Annotated in this window: 17 protein-coding genes; 4 read left to right on the top strand and 13 right to left on the bottom strand. The window is 52.2% G+C overall.

Annotation, left to right across the window (positions count from 1 at the left end; translation table 11 throughout):
• Positions 1–15: 15 nt before the first annotated feature.
• The 3 genes from FQZ95_RS07315 to gltB form a co-directional block, all read right to left on the bottom strand.
• Complete coding sequence (locus FQZ95_RS07315; protein ID WP_160530051.1) at positions 16–1,143, bottom strand: PDDEXK nuclease domain-containing protein; 1,128 nt, start codon at positions 1,141–1,143, stop codon at positions 16–18.
• Between the two features lie 183 nt (positions 1,144–1,326).
• Positions 1,327–2,745, bottom strand: coding sequence for a glutamate synthase subunit GltD (gene gltD / locus FQZ95_RS07310; protein ID WP_000081682.1), 1,419 nt, complete (start codon positions 2,743–2,745; stop codon positions 1,327–1,329).
• Between the two features lie 12 nt (positions 2,746–2,757).
• Entirely contained in the window at positions 2,758–7,218 is a 4,461-nt protein-coding gene (gene gltB, locus FQZ95_RS07305; RefSeq protein ID WP_160530050.1) for a glutamate synthase large subunit, read from the bottom strand.
• A 674-nt stretch (positions 7,219–7,892) separates the two neighbouring features.
• On the opposite strand from gltB, the gene FQZ95_RS07300 reads away from it, so the two are divergent.
• The 4 genes from FQZ95_RS07300 to mtgA all read left to right on the top strand — a co-directional run bounded on the left by FQZ95_RS07300 (position 7,893) and on the right by mtgA (position 12,862).
• Positions 7,893–8,822 carry a TIGR01212 family radical SAM protein gene (locus tag FQZ95_RS07300; protein ID WP_032303877.1) on the top strand — a complete coding sequence of 310 codons (930 nt, stop codon included), beginning with the start codon at positions 7,893–7,895 and terminating at the stop codon, positions 8,820–8,822.
• Positions 8,823–8,917: 95 nt separating this feature from the next.
• Complete coding sequence (gene arcB, locus FQZ95_RS07295) at positions 8,918–11,254, top strand: aerobic respiration two-component sensor histidine kinase ArcB (RefSeq protein ID WP_000809772.1); 2,337 nt, start codon at positions 8,918–8,920, stop codon at positions 11,252–11,254.
• A gap of 229 nt (positions 11,255–11,483) precedes the next feature.
• Positions 11,484–12,137 carry an isoprenoid biosynthesis glyoxalase ElbB gene (gene elbB, locus FQZ95_RS07290; protein WP_001352908.1) on the top strand — a complete coding sequence of 218 codons (654 nt, stop codon included), beginning with the start codon at positions 11,484–11,486 and terminating at the stop codon, positions 12,135–12,137.
• Entirely contained in the window at positions 12,134–12,862 is a 729-nt protein-coding gene (gene mtgA / locus FQZ95_RS07285; protein WP_160530046.1) for a monofunctional biosynthetic peptidoglycan transglycosylase, read from the top strand. The genes elbB and mtgA overlap by 4 nt, the downstream gene beginning before the upstream one ends.
• On the opposite strand, the gene yrbL is transcribed toward mtgA, so the two are convergent.
• From yrbL to kdsC, 10 genes are all read right to left on the bottom strand, one after another.
• Positions 12,859–13,491 carry a PhoP regulatory network protein YrbL gene (gene yrbL, locus FQZ95_RS07280; RefSeq protein WP_000620388.1) on the bottom strand — a complete coding sequence of 211 codons (633 nt, stop codon included), beginning with the start codon at positions 13,489–13,491 and terminating at the stop codon, positions 12,859–12,861. The genes mtgA and yrbL overlap by 4 nt on opposite strands.
• Before the next feature lie 212 nt (positions 13,492–13,703).
• Positions 13,704–13,976 carry a PTS phosphocarrier protein NPr gene (npr, locus tag FQZ95_RS07275; RefSeq protein ID WP_000216791.1) on the bottom strand — a complete coding sequence of 91 codons (273 nt, stop codon included), beginning with the start codon at positions 13,974–13,976 and terminating at the stop codon, positions 13,704–13,706.
• Positions 13,973–14,827 (bottom strand): RNase adapter RapZ, encoded by an 855-nt coding sequence (gene rapZ, locus FQZ95_RS07270; protein WP_000243741.1) that lies wholly within the window; start codon positions 14,825–14,827, stop codon positions 13,973–13,975. The genes npr and rapZ overlap by 4 nt, the downstream gene beginning before the upstream one ends.
• A 45-nt stretch (positions 14,828–14,872) precedes the next feature.
• Positions 14,873–15,364 (bottom strand): PTS IIA-like nitrogen regulatory protein PtsN, encoded by a 492-nt coding sequence (gene ptsN, locus FQZ95_RS07265; RefSeq protein ID WP_000183679.1) that lies wholly within the window; start codon positions 15,362–15,364, stop codon positions 14,873–14,875.
• 117 nt (positions 15,365–15,481) lie between these two features.
• Positions 15,482–15,769, bottom strand: coding sequence for a ribosome hibernation promoting factor (hpf, locus tag FQZ95_RS07260; RefSeq protein WP_001176599.1), 288 nt, complete (start codon positions 15,767–15,769; stop codon positions 15,482–15,484).
• Positions 15,770–15,791: 22 nt separating this feature from the next.
• The gene (gene rpoN / locus FQZ95_RS07255; RefSeq protein WP_000809051.1) at positions 15,792–17,225 is read right to left on the bottom strand and encodes an RNA polymerase factor sigma-54; all 1,434 of its coding nucleotides are present in this window, start codon (positions 17,223–17,225) and stop codon (positions 15,792–15,794) included.
• 47 nt (positions 17,226–17,272) lie between these two features.
• Positions 17,273–17,998, bottom strand: a complete 726-nt coding sequence (gene lptB / locus FQZ95_RS07250; protein ID WP_000224099.1) for an LPS export ABC transporter ATP-binding protein — start codon at positions 17,996–17,998, stop codon at positions 17,273–17,275.
• 6 nt (positions 17,999–18,004) lie between these two features.
• Entirely contained in the window at positions 18,005–18,562 is a 558-nt protein-coding gene (gene lptA, locus FQZ95_RS07245; RefSeq protein WP_000669785.1) for a lipopolysaccharide ABC transporter substrate-binding protein LptA, read from the bottom strand.
• Positions 18,531–19,106 (bottom strand): LPS export ABC transporter periplasmic protein LptC, encoded by a 576-nt coding sequence (gene lptC / locus FQZ95_RS07240; RefSeq protein ID WP_160530045.1) that lies wholly within the window; start codon positions 19,104–19,106, stop codon positions 18,531–18,533. Before lptC ends, lptA begins: the two co-directional genes overlap by 32 nt.
• Entirely contained in the window at positions 19,103–19,669 is a 567-nt protein-coding gene (kdsC, locus tag FQZ95_RS07235) for a 3-deoxy-manno-octulosonate-8-phosphatase KdsC (protein WP_160530044.1), read from the bottom strand. The genes lptC and kdsC overlap by 4 nt, the downstream gene beginning before the upstream one ends.
• Between the last annotated feature and the right edge of the window lie 10 nt (positions 19,670–19,679).

The following is a 19,679-nucleotide window of genomic DNA, read 5'->3' as shown; positions in this document are numbered from 1 at the left end:
TCGAAACCGCTGAAATTAACGGTGTCTATAGCCTTCCTCTAACACCGCCTGTGTTCGAACGAGTTCATCCGCGAGTCTTTTTTCATCAGGTAGCTGCATCTTATATTCGCTTGCCAGAACGGTGTTAGGCAAACCAGCCAGTGCATAATGCGCTTCTCCGACTCCTTTTTCTGCACAGAGAACCAGACCGATGGGCGGATTTTCATCCGGTAGCGTCCAGTGCTCTTTGGCGTAGTTGAGATACATATTCATCTGTCCGGCATCGCTATAGCTGAATTTGCCCACTTTTAGATCGACGATTAGCAGGCAGCGTAAACGGCGGTGGAAAAACAGCAGATCGACACGAAACCAGTTGTCATCAATGCGTAACCTTCGCTGCCGACCAACAAAGGCAAAATCATCCCCAAGTTCCAGCATGAAATCCATCAGGTGGTTGATCAGCGCCTCCTCAAAATCGGATTCTGAGTATTCATATTTCAATTCCAAAAATTCGAGCACAAAGGGATCGCGTATCGCCTGTTGCGGAAGAATATGCGTCTCGGCAGGGGCGTGTTGTTGCAGCATGGCTGATTTGTCATATGACAGTAGTGTCCGCTCATAAAATTGGGTCGCAATTTGCCGCTCTAGCTGGCGGACAGACCAACCACAGCGGAGCGCCTCTTTTTCATAAAAGCTGCGGGCGTCAGCGTTTTTAACGGAAAGTAGACGGACGTAGGTGGACCAGGGCAGGGGGAACGATTTGGCAGACAGCGTCTGCCAAATCTTTGCCGATGGGAATTCTGCAGACGGTGTCTGCGGAATTCCCAATGGTGTTAATTCGCCAGACACTGTCTGGCGAATTTCAACATGTTGAAAAAAGAGGTAAAAAAGCCTCATTTGGCGTAAGTTTTTTGCAGAGAACCCACGCTTATACCTTAGACTTAAATCCTTTGATAGTCGCTTGATTAGCTGCGCACCATACGCAGCTCTGGCCTCGCCACCTTGTTCAAATTCGACAATTCGTCGGCCAATTTCCCAGTATGTCGCGGTCATCAGCGCGTTAACGCTACGTACCGTTTCCGTTCGGGCGCTATCGACCAGATGAATAATGCCGTCGTGGATTTGCTGGTAGCCTGCTGTGGTTCCTTCTGAGAGCGATTCTATTATCTTTCCCTTTATATGGCGCAGTGTTGAATAATGGAATCAGCTATACGCCGGGCATCTGCCGGTAACAATCCAGATGTGCGTATTACATTGGTTTTCTTAAGATTATGCGAGGCGCTTTCCAGAAAGAAAGGAGAATTTCAGCGCCGACTCTTTTCTGAGGAGGCGGCGCTGGGACAGAGCTTAAACTTCCAGCCAGTTCATAATACCGTCTGCCGCTTTACGGCCTTCGGCGATGGCGGTTACCACCAGATCAGAACCACGGACGATATCGCCGCCAGCAAAGATTTTCGGATTGCTGGTCTGGAAAGCGTTGTCGCTGCCTTCCGGGGCGATGATGCGGCCTTGCGAATCCAGCTCGACGCTGTGTTTTGCCAGCCATTCCATGCTGTGTGGACGGAAACCAAACGCCATGATCACCGCATCTGCCGGAACGATATGTTCGGAACCTGCAACGATCTCCGCGCGGCGACGGCCTTTGGCATCCGGTTCGCCCATTTCTGTGCGCACCATTTTTACGCCGCTGACTTTGCCGTTGCCGTTCACTTCAATACCCAGTGGCTGGACGTTGAATTTGAACTCAACACCTTCTTCCCGCGCGTTTTTCACTTCGCGGCGGGAACCCGGCATGTTCTCTTCATCACGACGATAGGCACAGGTAACGTGCTTTGCCCCCTGGCGCACGGAAGTACGCACGCAGTCCATCGCGGTATCGCCACCGCCAAGTACCACCACGCGTTTGCCTTCCATGCTGACGAACGGTTCTTCGCGAGTTTCACCAAAGCCCATTAACTGTTTGGTGTTGGCGATAAGGAACGGCAGCGCTGCGTACACGCCATCGGCGTCTTCGTTTTCCAGTCCGCCGCGCATTGACTGATAAGTCCCGACGCCAAGGAACACCGCATCGTAATCACTCAGCAGATCGTCCAGCTGCACGTCGCGGCCCACTTCGGTATTGAGTTTGAATTCAATACCCATGCCGGTGAAGATTTCACGGCGGCGCGTCATTACCTCTTTTTCCAGCTTGAAAGCCGGAATACCGAAGGTCAGCAGGCCGCCAATTTCCGGGTGACGGTCGAAGACGACCGCTTTTACGCCGTTGCGCGTCAGGACATCCGCACACGCCAGACCCGCCGGGCCTGCGCCGATAATCGCCACTTTTTTACCGGTTTGCTTCACGCCGGACATATCCGGACGCCAGCCCATTTCGAACGCTTTATCATTGATATAACGCTCAATGTTGCCGATGGTCACCGCGCCAAACTCATCGTTCAGCGTGCAGGAACCTTCGCACAGACGGTCCTGCGGGCAGACACGTCCGCAAACTTCCGGCAGGGTATTGGTCTGATGCGACAGTTCTGCCGCTTCAAAAATACGCCCCTCGTTGGCGAGCTTCAGCCAGTTCGGGATGTAGTTGTGTACCGGGCATTTCCACTCGCAGTATGGGTTGCCGCACGACAGGCAGCGGTCAGCCTGCGCTTTGGCCTGGCCTTCGGAAAACGGCTCGTAAATTTCAACAAACTCAATTTTGCGGATCTTCAGCGGTTTCTTTGGCGGATCAACGCGCTGCAGGTCGATAAATTGATAAACATTCTGACTCATTGTTACTACCCCTTACTGCGCCTGCACGCGCAGCTCTGCTGCGCTACGACTACGGTGACCCAGCAGTGCTTTTACATCACTGGACTTCGGTTTAACCAGCGCAAATTTAGTGGCGAAGGTTGACCAGTTCGCCAGAATCTCTTCACCGCGCTGAGAGCCAGTATGCTGCACATGCTCGGTGATAAGACCACGCAGATGCTCTTCATGGATTGCCAGGGAGTCAACGCTTAAGACCTCGACCAGTTCCGGGTTAACGCGTTTGCGGAAATCGCCGCTTTCATCGAGAACGTAAGCGAAGCCGCCGGTCATGCCCGCGCCGAAGTTAACGCCGGTTTTACCCAGAATACAGACAATACCGCCCGTCATATATTCACAGCCGTTATCGCCAATGCCTTCTACCACGGTGATAGCACCGGAGTTACGCACGCCGAATCGTTCACCCGCGCGGCCTGCGGCATACAGACGACCACCGGTCGCGCCATACAGGCAGGTGTTGCCGATAATGCTTGCTTCATGGCTGCGGAAGGCTGAGCCAACCGGAGGACGAATGGCGATTAAGCCGCCCGCCATGCCTTTACCAACATAGTCGTTAGCATCGCCCGTCAGATACAGCTCCACGCCGCCCGCGTTCCACACGCCGAAGCTCTGGCCTGCGGTACCGTTGAAGTACGCTTTGATCGGATCGGCTGCCAGCCCCTGATCGCCGTGCGTTTGGGCGATATAGCCTGAAAGCGACGCGCCAACAGAACGGTCGGTGTTGCGAATATCGAACCAGAAGGTTTTGCTCTGGCGTTCATCAACAAACGGTTTCGCCTGTTGCAGCAACTGCGCGTTCAGCAGGCCGTTATCAAACGGCGGGTTGTTTTCGGTACAGTAGAGCGCCTTACCTGGATGCGGCTCGGCAGTCTCCAGCAGCTTCGACAGCGCCAGTTTCTGCTGTTTGGCGGTGAAACCGTCCAGCTCTTTGAGCAGGTCGGTACGGCCAATCAGATCCACCAGGCGCGTTACGCCCAGTTGCGCCATCAGCTCGCGGGTTTCACGGGCGATAAACTCAAAGTAATTGGTCACTTTGAACGGCAGGCCGTGATAGTGATTCTTACGCAGCTTGTCATCCTGAGTTGCTACACCGGTGGCGCAGTTGTTCAGATGGCAGATTCGCAGGTATTTACAGCCGAGCGCCACCATCGGGCCAGTGCCGAAGCCGAAGCTTTCTGCGCCGAGAATCGCCGCTTTGATGATATCGACACCTGTTTTCAGGCCGCCATCGACCTGCAAACGGATCTTATGACGCAAGCCGTTGGCAACCAGCGCCTGTTGTGTTTCAACAAGCCCCAGTTCCCACGGGCAGCCTGCGTATTTCACCGATGAAAGCGGACTTGCGCCGGTGCCGCCGTCATAGCCTGCGATGGTGATCAAGTCCGCATAAGCTTTCGCCACGCCAGTCGCGATGGTGCCAACGCCCGGTTCAGAAACCAGCTTCACGGAGATCATCGCTTTCGGGTTAACCTGCTTGAGGTCGAAAATGAGCTGCGCTAAGTCCTCGATAGAGTAGATATCATGGTGCGGCGGCGGAGAGATCAGCGTCACTCCGGGCACCGAATAGCGCAGTTTGGCGATGTAAGGAGTGACTTTATCGCCCGGCAACTGACCGCCTTCGCCCGGTTTCGCGCCCTGGGCGACTTTAATCTGAATGACGTCAGCATTGACCAGGTACGCCGGAGTAACGCCGAAGCGACCAGAAGCCACCTGCTTGATGCGCGACACTTTGTTAGTGCCGTAGCGCGCCGGATCTTCACCACCTTCACCGGAGTTCGAGTTACCGCCGATGCTATTCATCGCTTCCGCCAGCGCCTCGTGGGCTTCCGGGCTTAACGCGCCGATAGACATCGCAGCGGTATCGAAGCGTTTAAACAGTTCGCTTGCCGGTTCAACATCGGCAATGTTGACTGCGTTTTCACCCGGCGTAATTGCCAGCAGATCGCGCAGCGTGGTTGCCGGACGCTCATTAACCAGCCTCGCGTATTCCTGATAGTCGCTGTACTCGCCGCTTTGTACCGCCTGTTGCAGTGTGCGCACGACGTCCGGGTTGTAGGCGTGGTATTCGCCACCGTGCACGTATTTCAGCAAGCCGCCCTGGCTGATGGGCTTACGCGCCAGCCAGGCACGTTTCGACAGATTCAGCAGATCCTGCTGGAAGTCTTCAAAGCTTGCCCCACCAATGCGGCTAACCGCGCCCTGGAAGCACAGGCCCACTACATCATCGTGCAGACCGACCGCTTCAAACAGTTTCGAGCAGCGGTAAGACGCGATGGTGGAGATGCCCATTTTGGACATGATTTTGTACAAGCCTTTGTTGATGCCGTTACGGTAGTTGAGCATCACGGTACGATAATCTTTGGCAATCGCGTGGGTGTCTACCAGGCGGCCCAGCGTTTCATAGGCCAGGTACGGATAAATAGCCGTCGCGCCGAAGCCCAGCAACACGGCGAAGTGGTGCGGGTCGCGGGCGCTGGCGGTTTCGACGATGATATTGGCATCGCAACGCAGGCTTTGATCGACCAGACGAGTCTGGATCGCGCCAACCGCCATTGGGGCCGGAACCGGCAGGCGATCTTTAGCGATATTCCGGTCGGAGAGCACCAGCAGCACGGTGCCGCTACGCACCATCTGTTCTGCTTTGTCGCACAGCTCTTTGACCGTCGCTTCGAGCGTGGTTTTAGTGACGTCAAAGGTGATATCCAGCGTATTTGCGCGGTAGTGCTCCTCTTTCATCGTCGTGAGCTGTTTGAAATCGGAGTAGAGCAGAATCGGCGATTTAAAGCTTAAACGGTGCGCCTGGCCTTCTGCTTCACAGAAGACGTTCATTTCACGCCCGATGCTGGTGGCGAGCGACATAACATGCGCTTCACGCAGTGGGTCGATTGGCGGGTTGGTGACCTGGGCAAATTGCTGGCGGAAGTAATCGTAAATAATGCGAGGCTGACTGGAGAGCACGGCGAATGGGGTGTCGTCGCCCATCGAACCGACGGCTTCCTGGCCGTTTTCCCCCAGGACGCGGATCACAGAGTCCAGCTCTTCCGCGCTGTAGTTAAACTGTTTCTGGTAGCTGGCAAGTGTGTCGTCGTCCAGTTCGCGGCTACCCACTTCTTCATCGGGCAGATCTTCAAACGGTACCAGACGGCGGACGTTTTTCTCCATCCACTCTTTATATGGATGGCGGCTTTTCAGATCGTCATCGGTTTCTGCCGAGTGCAGAATACGCCCACTGCGGGTGTCGATAACCATTAGTTCGCCTGGCCCCACGCGGCCTTTTTCGACTACTTCGTCAGGCTGATAATCCCAGATACCGACTTCAGAGGCGCAGGTGATGAGCTTATCTTTGGTGATGACGTAGCGCGCCGGACGCAGACCGTTACGGTCGAGGTTACAGGCAGCAAAACGACCATCGGACATCACGATGCCCGCCGGGCCATCCCACGGCTCCATATGCATGGAGTTAAAGTCAAAGAAGGCACGCAGTTCCGGGTCCATATCCGGGTTGTTCTGCCAGGCGGGTGGCACTAACAGACGCATGGCGCGGATGATATCCATCCCGCCCGCCAGCAGCAGTTCCAGCATGTTATCCATGGAACTGGAGTCAGAGCCGGTTTCGTTGACGAACGGCGCGGCGTCGTGCAGGTCAGGGATCAGCGGTGTCTGGAATTTATAGGTACGCGCTCGCGCCCATTGGCGGTTACCGGTGATGGTGTTGATTTCACCGTTATGCGCCAGGTAGCGGAACGGCTGCGCCAGCGGCCAGCGCGGTACGGTATTAGTGGAGAAGCGCTGGTGGAACAGGCAGATGGCCGATTCCAGACGCAGGTCCGCGAGGTCCAGGTAGAAGCGCGGCAGATCCGCCGGCATACACAGACCTTTATAGATGTTCACCAGATTCGACAGGCTACAGACGTAGAAGTCTTTGTCAGCTTCGAGACGCTTTTCAATACGGCGGCGGGCGATAAACAGACGGCGCTCCATATCGCGCGGACGCCAACCTGCCGGGGCGTTCACAAAAATTTGCTCAATGCGTGGCAGAGAGGAGAGGGCGATTTCACCCAGCACGCCTTCGTTAGTGGGGACATCACGCCAGCCGACAATCGACAACGTTTCGCGTTGCAGCTCTTCTTCAACGATGCGGCGTGCGGTCGCGGCGAGTTCAGGATCTTTATTCAGGAAAAGCATCCCGACGGCGTAGTTTTTCGCTAAACGCCAGCCTCGCTCCTGCGCAACAATGCGAAAAAAGCGATCCGGTTTTTGTAACAGCAAGCCGCAACCGTCACCGGTTTTACCATCGGCGAGAATCGCGCCACGGTGCTGCATGCGGGCCAGTGCGTGTATTGCAGTACGCACTACCTTGTGGCTAGGTTCGCCTTCTATGTGGGCGATCAGGCCGAAACCACAGTTATCCCTCTCAAGGGATTTATCGTACAACATATCGTGAACCTCCCCCAGGCTCTGCGGGAACCCCACTTCCGAACCGCTGCGCACGGGCACAGAAAGAGCGTGGCGACGGGGTTTGCGTTTCATACGCGCGCCTCGCATTCGCCCCCTTGTTGTCCTTTTCGCATCGATTAATACGGTGAAGAGGGGATCTCAATTACTGCATAAATATGATGAGCAGGCTGCTCATCCAGAAAGCTTCCAGCGGATTTCCAACTTATCGGGAAAGCTGATACAGGTCAAATGGCAAGCTTATTGGTACAGAAATGTGCTTTAGCGCAAAATTCTTTATTAATTTATTGAAATTAAAAAGGATTTGTTAATTAAGTTGAAAAGAGGCGTCGTTAGGGAAACAGTCAATTCCTGACTGTCATAAAGGCGTGTTAACCCTTATCCTGCCTTGAACTGACGAGAAAGGCAGTATTTTATACTGCATTAATTGGTAATGACGTTTCATGCTACTGTTTTTGCCTAAAATCCATAAGGAGATAAAAAAATCTGACACAAGATAAGCAAAAGTGATTTATGTGATTATGCATGAAATTTCGGTAATTTTGATTGATTATGCAATTGATAAAAGCAGGCTGGGACGATTGATCCAGGTCATCGCCGAATTGAGCTAAAAATGGCAGGCTTTGGCCTCTTTTCAAGGCGCGGTCTATCAGATTATGCAGTTACAGAAATTAGTCAATATGTTTGGTGGTGATCTCACCCGTCGTTATGGGCAAAAGGTGCATAAGCTGACGCTGCACGGTGGTTTTAGCTGCCCTAACCGTGACGGTACCATCGGGCGTGGTGGCTGCACATTCTGTAATGTTGCCTCGTTTGCCGATGAAGCGCAGCAGCATCATTCCATTGCCGAGCAACTGGCGCACCAGGCGAATTTAGTTAACCGCGCTAAACGCTATCTGGCCTACTTTCAGGCGTATACCAGCACCTTTGCCGAAGTTCAGGTGCTGCGTTCTATGTATCAGCAGGCGGTGAGCCAGGCCAATATTGTCGGTTTGTGTGTTGGTACCCGCCCGGACTGCGTGCCGGATGCGGTGCTGGATCTGCTTTGCGAATATAAAGACCAGGGCTACGAAGTGTGGCTGGAGCTGGGGCTACAAACCGCCCACGACAAAACGCTGCATCGCATCAATCGCGGTCATGATTTTGCCTGCTATCAGCGCACGACGCAGCTGGCGCGTGAGCGCGGGCTGAAGGTGTGTTCTCACTTAATTGTCGGCCTGCCTGGAGAAGGGCAGGCTGAATGTTTGCAAACGCTGGAGCGAGTGGTTGAAACCGGCGTGGACGGCATAAAGCTGCATCCGCTACATATAGTAAAAGGCAGCATTATGGCGAAAGCCTGGGAAGCGGGGCGTTTGAACGGTATTGAACTGGACGATTACACGCTCACTGCCGGAGAAATGATTCGCCATACGCCACCGGAAGTGATCTACCACCGCATTTCCGCCAGCGCCCGTCGCCCGACGCTGCTTGCTCCGCTGTGGTGCGAAAATCGATGGACGGGAATGGTCGAGCTGGATCGCTATCTGAATGAACATGGCGTACAGGGATCGGCGCTGGGACGTCCGTGGCTACCTCCAACGGCGTAGGCCATTGAGGGGAATTCCGCATTTCTCACACAATTTATAACGTAACTGTCAGAATTGGGTATTATTGGGGCAGGTTGTCGTGAAGGAATTCCCTAATGAAGCAAATTCGTCTGCTGGCGCAGTATTATGTTGACCTGATGATGAAGTTAGGTCTGGTGCGCTTCTCAATGTTGCTGGCGCTGGCCCTCGTCGTTCTTGCCATTGTGGTACAAATGGCAGTGACCATGGTGCTGCATGGTCAGGTCGAAAGCATTGATGTTATTCGTTCTATCTTCTTTGGTCTGCTGATTACGCCGTGGGCGGTCTACTTTCTATCGGTGGTCGTCGAGCAACTGGAGGAGTCACGACAACGTCTGTCACGGCTGGTGCAAAAACTGGAGGAGATGCGCGAGCGCGATTTGAGCCTCAACGTTCAGTTAAAAGATAATATTGCCCAGCTAAATCAGGAAATCGCCGTTCGTGAAAAAGCGGAAGCAGAACTGCAGGAAACCTTCGGCCAACTGAAAATTGAAATTAAAGAGCGCGAAGAGACACAAATTCAGCTCGAGCAGCAATCCTCATTCTTACGTTCCTTCCTTGATGCTTCACCCGACCTGGTTTTTTATCGTAACGAAGATAAAGAGTTTTCCGGCTGTAACCGCGCGATGGAGCTGCTGACCGGAAAAAGCGAAAAACAACTGGTTCACCTGAAACCTGCTGATGTTTACTCACCGGAAGCCGCTGCGAAAGTCATTGAAACCGATGAAAAAGTGTTCCGTCATAATGTGTCACTGACCTATGAGCAGTGGCTGGATTATCCCGACGGACGCAAAGCCTGCTTTGAAATCCGTAAAGTGCCGTACTACGACCGCGTGGGTAAACGTCACGGTTTGATGGGCTTTGGTCGCGACATTACCGAGCGTAAGCGGTATCAGGATGCGCTTGAACGCGCCAGCCGCGACAAAACGACGTTTATCTCCACCATCAGTCACGAATTGCGTACACCGCTGAACGGTATCGTCGGCCTGAGCCGCATTCTGCTGGATACTGAACTTACCGCTGAGCAGGAAAAATATCTCAAAACAATCCATGTTTCGGCCGTCACGCTGGGGAATATCTTCAACGATATTATTGACATGGATAAGATGGAGCGGCGCAAGGTCCAGCTTGATAATCAGCCAGTTGATTTCACCAGCTTCCTTGCCGATCTGGAAAATCTCTCCGCATTGCAGGCGCAACAGAAAGGATTGCGCTTTAATCTGGAGCCGACGCTGCCATTACCGCATCAGGTCATTACCGACGGGACGCGTTTACGGCAGATCCTGTGGAATCTCATCAGTAACGCCGTCAAATTCACCCAGCAAGGCCAGGTTACCGTGCGCGTGCGCTACGATGAAGGCGATATGCTGCATTTTGAAGTGGAAGACTCTGGTATCGGCATTCCGCAGGATGAGCTGGATAAAATCTTCGCCATGTATTACCAGGTGAAAGACAGTCATGGCGGTAAACCTGCCACTGGCACCGGTATTGGTCTGGCCGTTTCTCGTCGTCTGGCGAAAAATATGGGCGGCGATATTACGGTTACCAGCGAACAGGGCAAAGGTTCAACCTTTACGTTGACGATCCACGCACCGTCGGTGGCTGAAGAGGTCGATGATGCGTTTGACGAAGACGATATGCCTTTACCGGCGCTGAATGTGCTGCTGGTGGAGGACATTGAACTGAACGTGATTGTCGCGCGTTCTGTGCTGGAAAAATTAGGTAACAGCGTTGATGTCGCAATGACCGGCAAGGCGGCGCTGGAGATGTTTAAACCGGGTGAATACGACCTGGTGTTGCTGGATATTCAGTTGCCAGATATGACCGGGCTGGATATCTCTCGTGAATTGACGAAGCGTTATCCGCGCGAGGATTTACCGCCGCTGGTGGCCTTAACCGCTAACGTGCTGAAAGACAAACAAGAGTACCTCAATGCTGGAATGGATGATGTGCTGAGTAAGCCGCTTTCTGTTCCGGCGCTAACCGCGATGATCAAGAAATTCTGGGATACCCAGGATGATGAGGAGAGTACGGTGACGACAGAAGAGAACAGTAAATCAGAAGCATTGCTCGATATTCCCATGCTGGAACAGTATCTCGAACTTGTAGGACCGAAGCTGATCACCGATGGGTTAGCGGTGTTTGAGAAGATGATGCCGGGATATGTCAGCGTGCTGGAGTCGAATCTGACGGCGCAGGATAAAAAAGGCATTGTTGAGGAAGGACATAAAATTAAAGGTGCGGCGGGGTCAGTGGGGTTACGCCATCTGCAACAGCTGGGTCAGCAAATTCAGTCTCCTGACCTTCCTGCGTGGGAAGATAACGTCGGTGAATGGATTGAAGAGATGAAAGAAGAGTGGCGTCACGACGTAGACGTGTTGAAAGCGTGGGTGGCAAAAGCCACAAAAAAATGACCCCGGCTAGACCGGGGTGCGCGAATACTGCGCCAACACCAGGGAAATCTTGGCTGCGCCGTAAATTTTTATGATGAGTTACAAGGGCACAGCACTGTTTTTCAGGCCGCACGCAGTTAAGATAGCAAAACTTAAATGATTTGTTACATGAATCAGTTAAATGTGTGATGCGTAGCATTTTTATTAAAAAAATTAATGTGTTTCAGTCAATTGCGAAAGGATGATCACAATGAAGAAAATTGGCGTAATTCTGAGCGGATGCGGCGTCTATGACGGTTCTGAAATTCATGAAGCGGTGTTGACGTTGTTAGCTATTTCACGCAGCGGTGCGCAGGCGGTCTGCTTTGCACCGGATAAGCAGCAGGTTGATGTTATCAACCATTTAACTGGCGAAGCGATGACGGAAACGCGCAATGTGCTGATTGAAGCGGCACGAATAACGCGCGGTGAAATCCGTCCTCTGGCTCAGGCCGATGCCGCTGAACTGGATGCGTTGATTGTGCCGGGGGGGTTTGGCGCGGCGAAGAATTTAAGCAATTTTGCCAGTCTTGGTAGCGAATGCACCGTTGACCGTGAATTAAAGGCGCTGGCACAAGCGATGCATCAGGCCGGAAAACCGCTTGGTTTTATGTGTATTGCCCCGGCGATGCTGCCGAAAATTTTCGATTTCCCGCTGCGTTTGACCATCGGTACTGATATCGATACCGCAGAAGTTCTGGAGGAGATGGGCGCAGAGCATGTGCCGTGTCCGGTCGATGATATCGTGGTTGATGAAGACAATAAGATTGTCACCACCCCGGCATATATGCTGGCGCAGAACATTGCAGAAGCGGCGAGCGGCATTGATAAGCTGGTTTCCCGCGTGCTGGTTCTGACTGAATGAGTAAAAGCCGCTTAACGGTGTTTAGTTTCGTTCGCCGTTTTCTTCTACGGTTAATGGTTGTCCTCGCCGTTTTCTGGGGCGGGGGCATCGCGTTGTTTAGCGTTGCGCCTGTTCCTTTCTCAGCGGTAATGGCCGAGCGACAAGTCAGCGCCTGGCTGCATGGCAATTTTCGTTACGTGGCACATTCTGACTGGGTCAGTATGGATCAAATCTCGCCGTGGATGGGACTGGCGGTGATTGCCGCAGAAGATCAGAAGTTTCCTGTGCACTGGGGCTTTGATGTCGCTTCCATTGAGCAAGCCCTGGCGCACAACGAGCGCAATGAAAACCGTATTCGCGGCGCATCAACGATTTCTCAGCAAACAGCCAAAAATCTCTTTTTATGGGATGGACGTAGCTGGGTACGAAAAGGGTTGGAAGCCGGATTAACGCTGGGGATAGAAACAGTCTGGAGCAAAAAGCGTATCCTGATAGTTTACCTGAATATCGCCGAATTTGGCGACGGTGTGTTTGGCGTCGAAGCTGCGGCACAACGTTATTTCCACAAACCCGCGAGCAAACTTACCCGGTCGGAAGCTGCGTTACTGGCTGCCGTATTACCTAATCCACTGCGTTTCAAAGTCTCCGCGCCATCGGGCTATGTGCGTAGCCGTCAGGCGTGGATTTTACGGCAGATGTATCAGTTAGGCGGTGAGTCGTTTATGCAACAACACCAGCTGAATTAAGCTTCGCGCGAAGTGAGGGCCAGCGTTTTGCTCTCACGTGGTTGCAGATCTTTCTGTAGGGCAATAGCCAGTGCCGGCTGGGCGATAAACCGTTTCCATAACCGCTCTTGCTTTCGCTGACAACACCACTTTGACCAGGTCGCCAGTGGAATCAACGTGCTTTCACCAATGTTGTCGCAGACGACGGGGATAACCTCTGACTCACTGATGCGGTGACAGAGGATATTCTGCGGCTTCAACGACATCGTCACGATATGGTTATCCTGCAAATAACGTTTCAGCTGTTTCAGTAACTGGCGCAGCTGTGCAACGTCTTCTTCGTAACGGCATTGTTCTGCAAATTCGGTCAGCGTAACGGAGGGCTTACCGTCGAAATCGGCAATCACATCGTAGACATAACCCGTTCCGCAATCCGTCTCCACGGTACCGTGATAGCGCGGTATTCCACTCCAGTCTTTTAACCGGCGACCAAGATGCGCGTAATACTTTAACTCACGGCGGATCTCTTTATCACCACCATCACCGCGGTGGTAGACAATCTTGATACAGCGTTGGGCATCTTCCGGATGCGCATAACATTTCCGATGTCTTCCGGTGCCCAGGGGATTTTGTTCAGATAAGCGAATCATACCATCTCCTGGAAATATTTTCTGACGATCTCCAGTATGGTCGAATAACTTAAACAAAACCTAAACAATGCCTCTTAAGGTTTTCTTAAGGTTCTTCTGAAAGTGAAAAGCGCACAAAATGTACAATTTCCGTCATTAATAACGATTTCAGTACGCGCTTTTTTTATTGTCGGGGGGAGCTTGAAGGGATTTGTATGTCAAAGTGATGAAAATTAATCTTCATCAAAACCAGAGTTAAAGAGGGCGATAACGGCGGCCAGTGCTTCCTCTTCCTGTGGACCGGTCGCTTCGACTTCAATCTGCCGTCCTTTGGCAGAATCCAGCATCAGCAGCGCAATAACGCTGTTGGCTTCAGCTTCAGTGCCTTCATCGTTACGTAACAGCACTTCAGCGTCAAAACCCTGCATTAATTCAAACAGCTTCATTGCAGGCCGGGCATGCATGCCCAGCTTGTTTGTGATTTCAACAGTTTGCTTGACGGTCATGGTTTACGTTTTTCCAGCGTACGATGGCGTGACTGGACGTTTTTACCGCGTGAACGGAAGTAGTCTGCCAACTGCTCTGCAATATACACCGAACGGTGCTTCCCGCCAGTACAACCAATGGCGACCGTCAGGTAGCTACGGTTGTTGGTTTCCAGCATAGGTAACCATAGCTCAAGATAGCTTCGCGTCTGGTAAATAAAATTGTGTACTTCTGTGTGGCGGTCGAGGAACGCGGCGACAGGCTTATCAAGACCTGTCATCGGACGCAGTTTTGGATCCCAGTGCGGGTTCGGCAAGAAGCGCACGTCAAAGACGTAATCTGCATCGATAGGGATACCGTGTTTGAAGCCGAAAGACTCAAAGACCATGGTCAGTTCGCGTTCACGTTTACCCAGTAAACGGGTACGCAACATTTCTGCCAGCTCGTGAACGGACATTTCTGAGGTATCGACAATCAGATCCGCTCGCGAACGCAGTGGTTCCAGTAGATCGCTTTCTTTGTCGATAGCACTTTCCAGCGACAGGTTTTTGCTGGAAAGCGGATGCAGGCGGCGCGTGTCACTGTAACGACGAATTAAGGTATTACGGTCGGCATCCAGGAACAGGAGTTGCGGTGAGAAAGCGTCAGGTAGGTTACTCATCGCCTGTTCGAATATTTCTGGTGACTCCGGCATATTACGAACATCAATGCTGACGGCGGCAGAAATCTCGCGATCGGCCAGAGTTCGAGCCAGATCGGGTAACAACACTACGGGGAGGTTATCCACGCAGTAAAAACCCATATCTTCCAGCGCACGAAGGGCGACAGATTTACCTGAACCTGAACGTCCGCTGACGATCATCAGTACCATGTACTGTTTCTCCTCACAACGTCTAAAAGAGACATTACCGAATAACTACGCTTCATCCGGAGTACCTTCGGTATCCGTAATGATTTGATACAGCTCTTCATCGCTCTGGGCTGCGCGTAAACGGCGGCAGATGGTTTTATCCGCCAGACGTTTCGCCACCAGCGACAGAGTATGCAGGTGCGTTTTGGTTTGGTCAGCCGGAACCAGCAACGCAAACAGTAAATCTACCGGTTGGTTGTCAATGGCATCGAAAGCTATGGGCGTTTCGAGCTGAACGAAAACGCCAACGGCGCGCAGAGTATCTTCTTCCAGTTTGCCATGCGGAATGGCTATACCATTGCCGATACCGGTACTGCCCATTTTTTCCCGCGTCAGGATAGCTTCAAAAACCACCTGAGGCGGCAGGCTAAGTTGTTTCGCCGCCAGCTCGCTGATGATTTCCAGGGCGCGTTTTTTGCTCTGACAGTGGACGCGGCTTCGCGTACATTCCCTGTTAAGAACAGTGCTAAGCTGTAGAGTTGTATCATTATTTGTCATAATTTCACCTAAGAACCTGCTCACTCAAACGGTGGAACAGGTTCGGAGCATTAACTGTACAAATGGCCCGTTGTGCCGCACAACAGGCCGCCATGCACATGCTAATTGCCCGGACAATTAGTGTTGTTTCAGTTTATCTTTATGTTTGGTCAACTGGCGTGCCAGCTTATCAATTAAGCCATCAATGGCAGCGTACATGTCCTGACCTTCCGCGCTGGCATGAATTTCACCACCGTTTACATGCAGTGTTGCATCTGAGGTATGGGTGACTTTCTCCACTTTCAGAACAACATAGACCTGGTTGATTCGGTCAAAATATTGCTCAAGTTTGGCAAATTTAGCAGTAACAAATTCGCGCAGTGCCTCGGTGATCTCGACGTTATTTCCGGTAATGTTGAGCTGCATAGTGTCTTCCTTATCGGTTGGGTCAAACGAGCTGTTTACGCTGGTTTGACGGCGGAATGGATAAAGACTCTCGGTACTTCGCAACAGTGCGGCGTGCCACCATGATACCTTGTTCCGACAGCAAAGAGGTTAACTTGCTGTCGCTCAACGGTTTCGCTGGGTTTTCCGCCGCGATTAATTTCTTCACCAGCGCACGAATTGCCGTTGAGGAAGCTTCGCCGCCGCCCTCGGTATTGACGTGACTGGAAAAGAAATACTTCAGTTCAAAAATGCCTCGTGGACTATGCAGGTATTTTTGCGTGGTCACGCGAGATATCGTCGATTCATGCATTTCGACAGCCTGGGCGATATCGGCCAGTACCATCGGTTTCATATATTCTTCGCCTTGCTCAAAGAAGGCTTGCTGCTGTTCAACGATACAGCGACTCACGCGTAGTAGCGTATCGTTACGACTTTCCAGACTCTTGATCAACCATTTGGCATCCTGCAGATTGCTGCGGATAAACTGGCTGTCACCGTCGTTGCGCGCGTTATTGCACATCGAGGCGTAGTGTTGGTTAATTTGCAGACGCGGAATGCTGTCGCTGTTGAGTTCTACTGTCCAGTGACCGTTATGCTTACGCACCAGTACATCTGGAATAACATACTCCGGTTCACCAGTCTGGATCGACTGTCCGGGGCGTGGATCGAGCGACTGGATCAGATTGACGGCTTCTTTCAGCACATCTTCTTTCAGTCGCGTGACGCGCATTAAGGTGCGGAAGTCGTGATTGGCTAACAGATCGAGATGATCGCTAATGATCAGTCTCGCCTCTTCCAGCCACGGCGTAGTTTTATCGAATTGGGAGAGTTGGATCAGCAGGCAGTCACGCAGATCTTTCGCCGCTACGCCGACCGGATCAAACCGTTGGATCCGCTTCAGGACGGCTTCAACTTCATCGATGTCGATTTCTTCATCGCCCATACTTTCGAGAATATCTTCCAGCGGAACAGTCAGATAACCGGTGTCATCAACGGCATCGACGATAGAGGTAGCAATAGCGCGGTCTGTGTCGGAAAACGGTGTCAGCTCGACTTGCCACATCAGGTAATCTTGCAAGGTCTGCGTTGTTTCGCCCTGATAGACCGGCAGCTCGTCGTCAATGTAGTCACCGCTGGTGCCGGAGGGTGTACCAGCGGTGTAAATGGTGTCCCAACTGGCATCGAGCGGCAGCTCTTCCGGCATCTCTTTTTGTTCGAGTGCGTCGGCGGTGTCCAGTGTTTCACTGTCTTGCGTTTCGCGGGTGTCGATTTCTTCATGAGTGTCGATTTGCTCAAGCAGCGGATTACTCTCCAGCGCCTGCTGTAGCTCCTGCTGAAGTTCCAGCGTCGACAACTGCAACAGACGAATAGCCTGTTGGAGCTGTGGCGTCATCGCCAGTTGTTGGCTAAGCCTGAGTTGCAAACCTTGCTTCATGTTCAGAATCGTACTCTCCTGATAAAACGTCGCAAACTTCTACCCTATCAGAGTCTGAAGTCTTCCCCAAGGTATACACGCTTAACATGTTCGTCTTGTAAGATTTCTGTAGGCGTGCCGTGGGCGATCAAATGCCCCTGACTGACGATATAAGCGCGTTCACAAACCGCCAGCGTTTCACGCACGTTATGGTCGGTGATCAGCACGCCCAGGCCGCTGTCGCGCAAGTGCTCAATGATGCGTTTGATGTCGATAACCGAGATCGGGTCAACCCCGGCAAACGGTTCATCAAGCAGAATAAATTTCGGATTCGCAGCCAGTGCACGGGCAATTTCTACACGGCGACGTTCACCCCCGGAGAGTGACTGCCCCATGCTGTCACGCAGGTGTTCGATGTGAAACTCTTCCATCAGCTCGTTCGCGCGGTCTTCACGTTGTTCAGCAGACAAGTCGTCACGAATTTGCAGTACCGCCATCAGGTTATCGTAAACGCTGAGGCGACGAAAAATGGAGGCTTCCTGCGGCAGATAGCCGATACCGCGGCGCGCGCGCGCATGCAGAGGCAGCAGACTGATATCGTCATCATCAATAATGATATTGCCCGCATCGCGCGGCACAATGCCAACAACCATGTAGAAAGTGGTGGTCTTACCGGCACCGTTTGGCCCCAGCAGACCGACAATTTCCCCGGAGTTGACGGTCAGGCTAACGTCTTCTACCACGCGGCGGCCTTTATAGGCTTTTGCAAGGTTCTTTGCAGTTAATGTTGCCATAACGAATTAATTACCCTTCTTCTGTGCCGGGGTCTGGCCTTTGTTGTTTTTGTCCTGCAGCTGCGACGGCACCAGAACGGTGGTTACGCGCTTGCCTTTGTCGCTGAACGCCTGCATTTTCTGCTCTTTCACCAGGTAAGTGATCTTATCACCCTTAATGTTGCTATCGACCTGCTGCAGATAAGCATTACCCGTCAGAACGACAAAATCTTTTGCCAATTCGTAGTGCATCTGGGAAGCGTGACCTTCAACGGGTTTACCGTTGTCCTGCATCTGGTAGAACGTTGCCGGTTTACCGTAGCCGTCAATCACTTCTTTACCTTGTTCGCCGCCCGGACGGGTAACGACCACTTTGTCGGCATTAATTTTGATGGTGCCCTGGGTGACGATGACATTACCGGTAAAGGTAACCACGTTGCCTTGCATATCAAGAGATTGCTGGTCCGATTCAATGTGGATCGGCTGATCAGTGTCTCCGGTTACGGCAAATGCCGGAATGCTGGCGGCCAGAAGTGAGCTGGCAAGCACAAGATTAAGGCTGAGTTTGTTTGTTTTGAATTTCATAGGATGTTCTAACCTTTTCAATCAGCTCGGCGTTCTTGCTGCGTAAGTTGCCGCGCATTTTCAGACCGCTGGAGTTAAATGTTGTTCCGTATAACGTGACAAGGTCTTCAGAGGTAACATCCTGCGTCACCAGATTGATCTGCGCGTTATCCGTCGTGATTCTGCGAAGTTGAGAGTCCGGCACGAGTGCGTTGACTTCAACGTGTCCATATAAATAGAGCATTCGGTCATTGGTTAGCTTGGCTTTATCTGCTTTTACGGACCATGTCGGGATTTTATCCTTATCAAACGTGGTAAGTACCGGCTGCGTAAACCACGAAACGGCCTGATCGGAATAATATTCAACGTGTTGAGCAATCAATCGATAGCTTAGTGCCCCTTCTGGGTTATAGACGAGCGTGTCCGTATGCTCGCTTTTATAGGTGGGATCATTGCTGTTGACGACCACCTGGGCGGTATCGTCTTTTTCGGCCATATTAATGCCGATCATCACCAGAACCGCCAGTGATAGCACAATGATAACCCAACGTCTGGCTTTACTCATATCGATTGCCCTTTGGCTTCATCCAGTTTGCCCTGCGCCAGGAGTAATAAGTCGCAAACTTCTCGCACTGCGCCACGACCGCCAGCAATGCGCGTTATGTAATCGGCGCGCGGGAGCAACAGTGGATGCGCATCGGCCACGGCGATGCTTAAACCCACTTTTTCCATAACCGGCCAGTCAATGAGATCATCGCCGACATAAGCCACATTTTCCGGGGCAATTGCCAGTTTTTCCAGCAGATCGCTAAAGGCGATCAGTTTGTTTGACTGCCCCTGATACAAGTGAGTGATCCCCAATGTGGCACAACGATCTTCTACCAGTTTAGCCTTTCGCCCGGTAATGATAGCGACTTCAATATCAGAGGTGAGCGCACAACGAATGCCATAACCGTCACGAACGTTGAACGCTTTCAGCTCTTCGCCATTATTGCCCATATAAATCAGGCCATCTGACAGTACGCCATCAACGTCGAGGATCAGCAGACGAATGTTCTCTGCTTTTGCCATAACGTCGGCGCTGACAGGGCCGTAACAGGTCGCAAGCGACGCACCTGCTTTGCTCATTGTTGTTTAT

It is taken from the genome of Escherichia sp. HH41S (assembly GCF_009820115.1).
Lineage (GTDB): Bacteria > Pseudomonadota > Gammaproteobacteria > Enterobacterales > Enterobacteriaceae > Escherichia > Escherichia coli_F.
The sequence above is the reverse complement of the archived record's forward strand: the minus strand, read 5'-3'. Positions and strand labels throughout refer to the sequence as shown.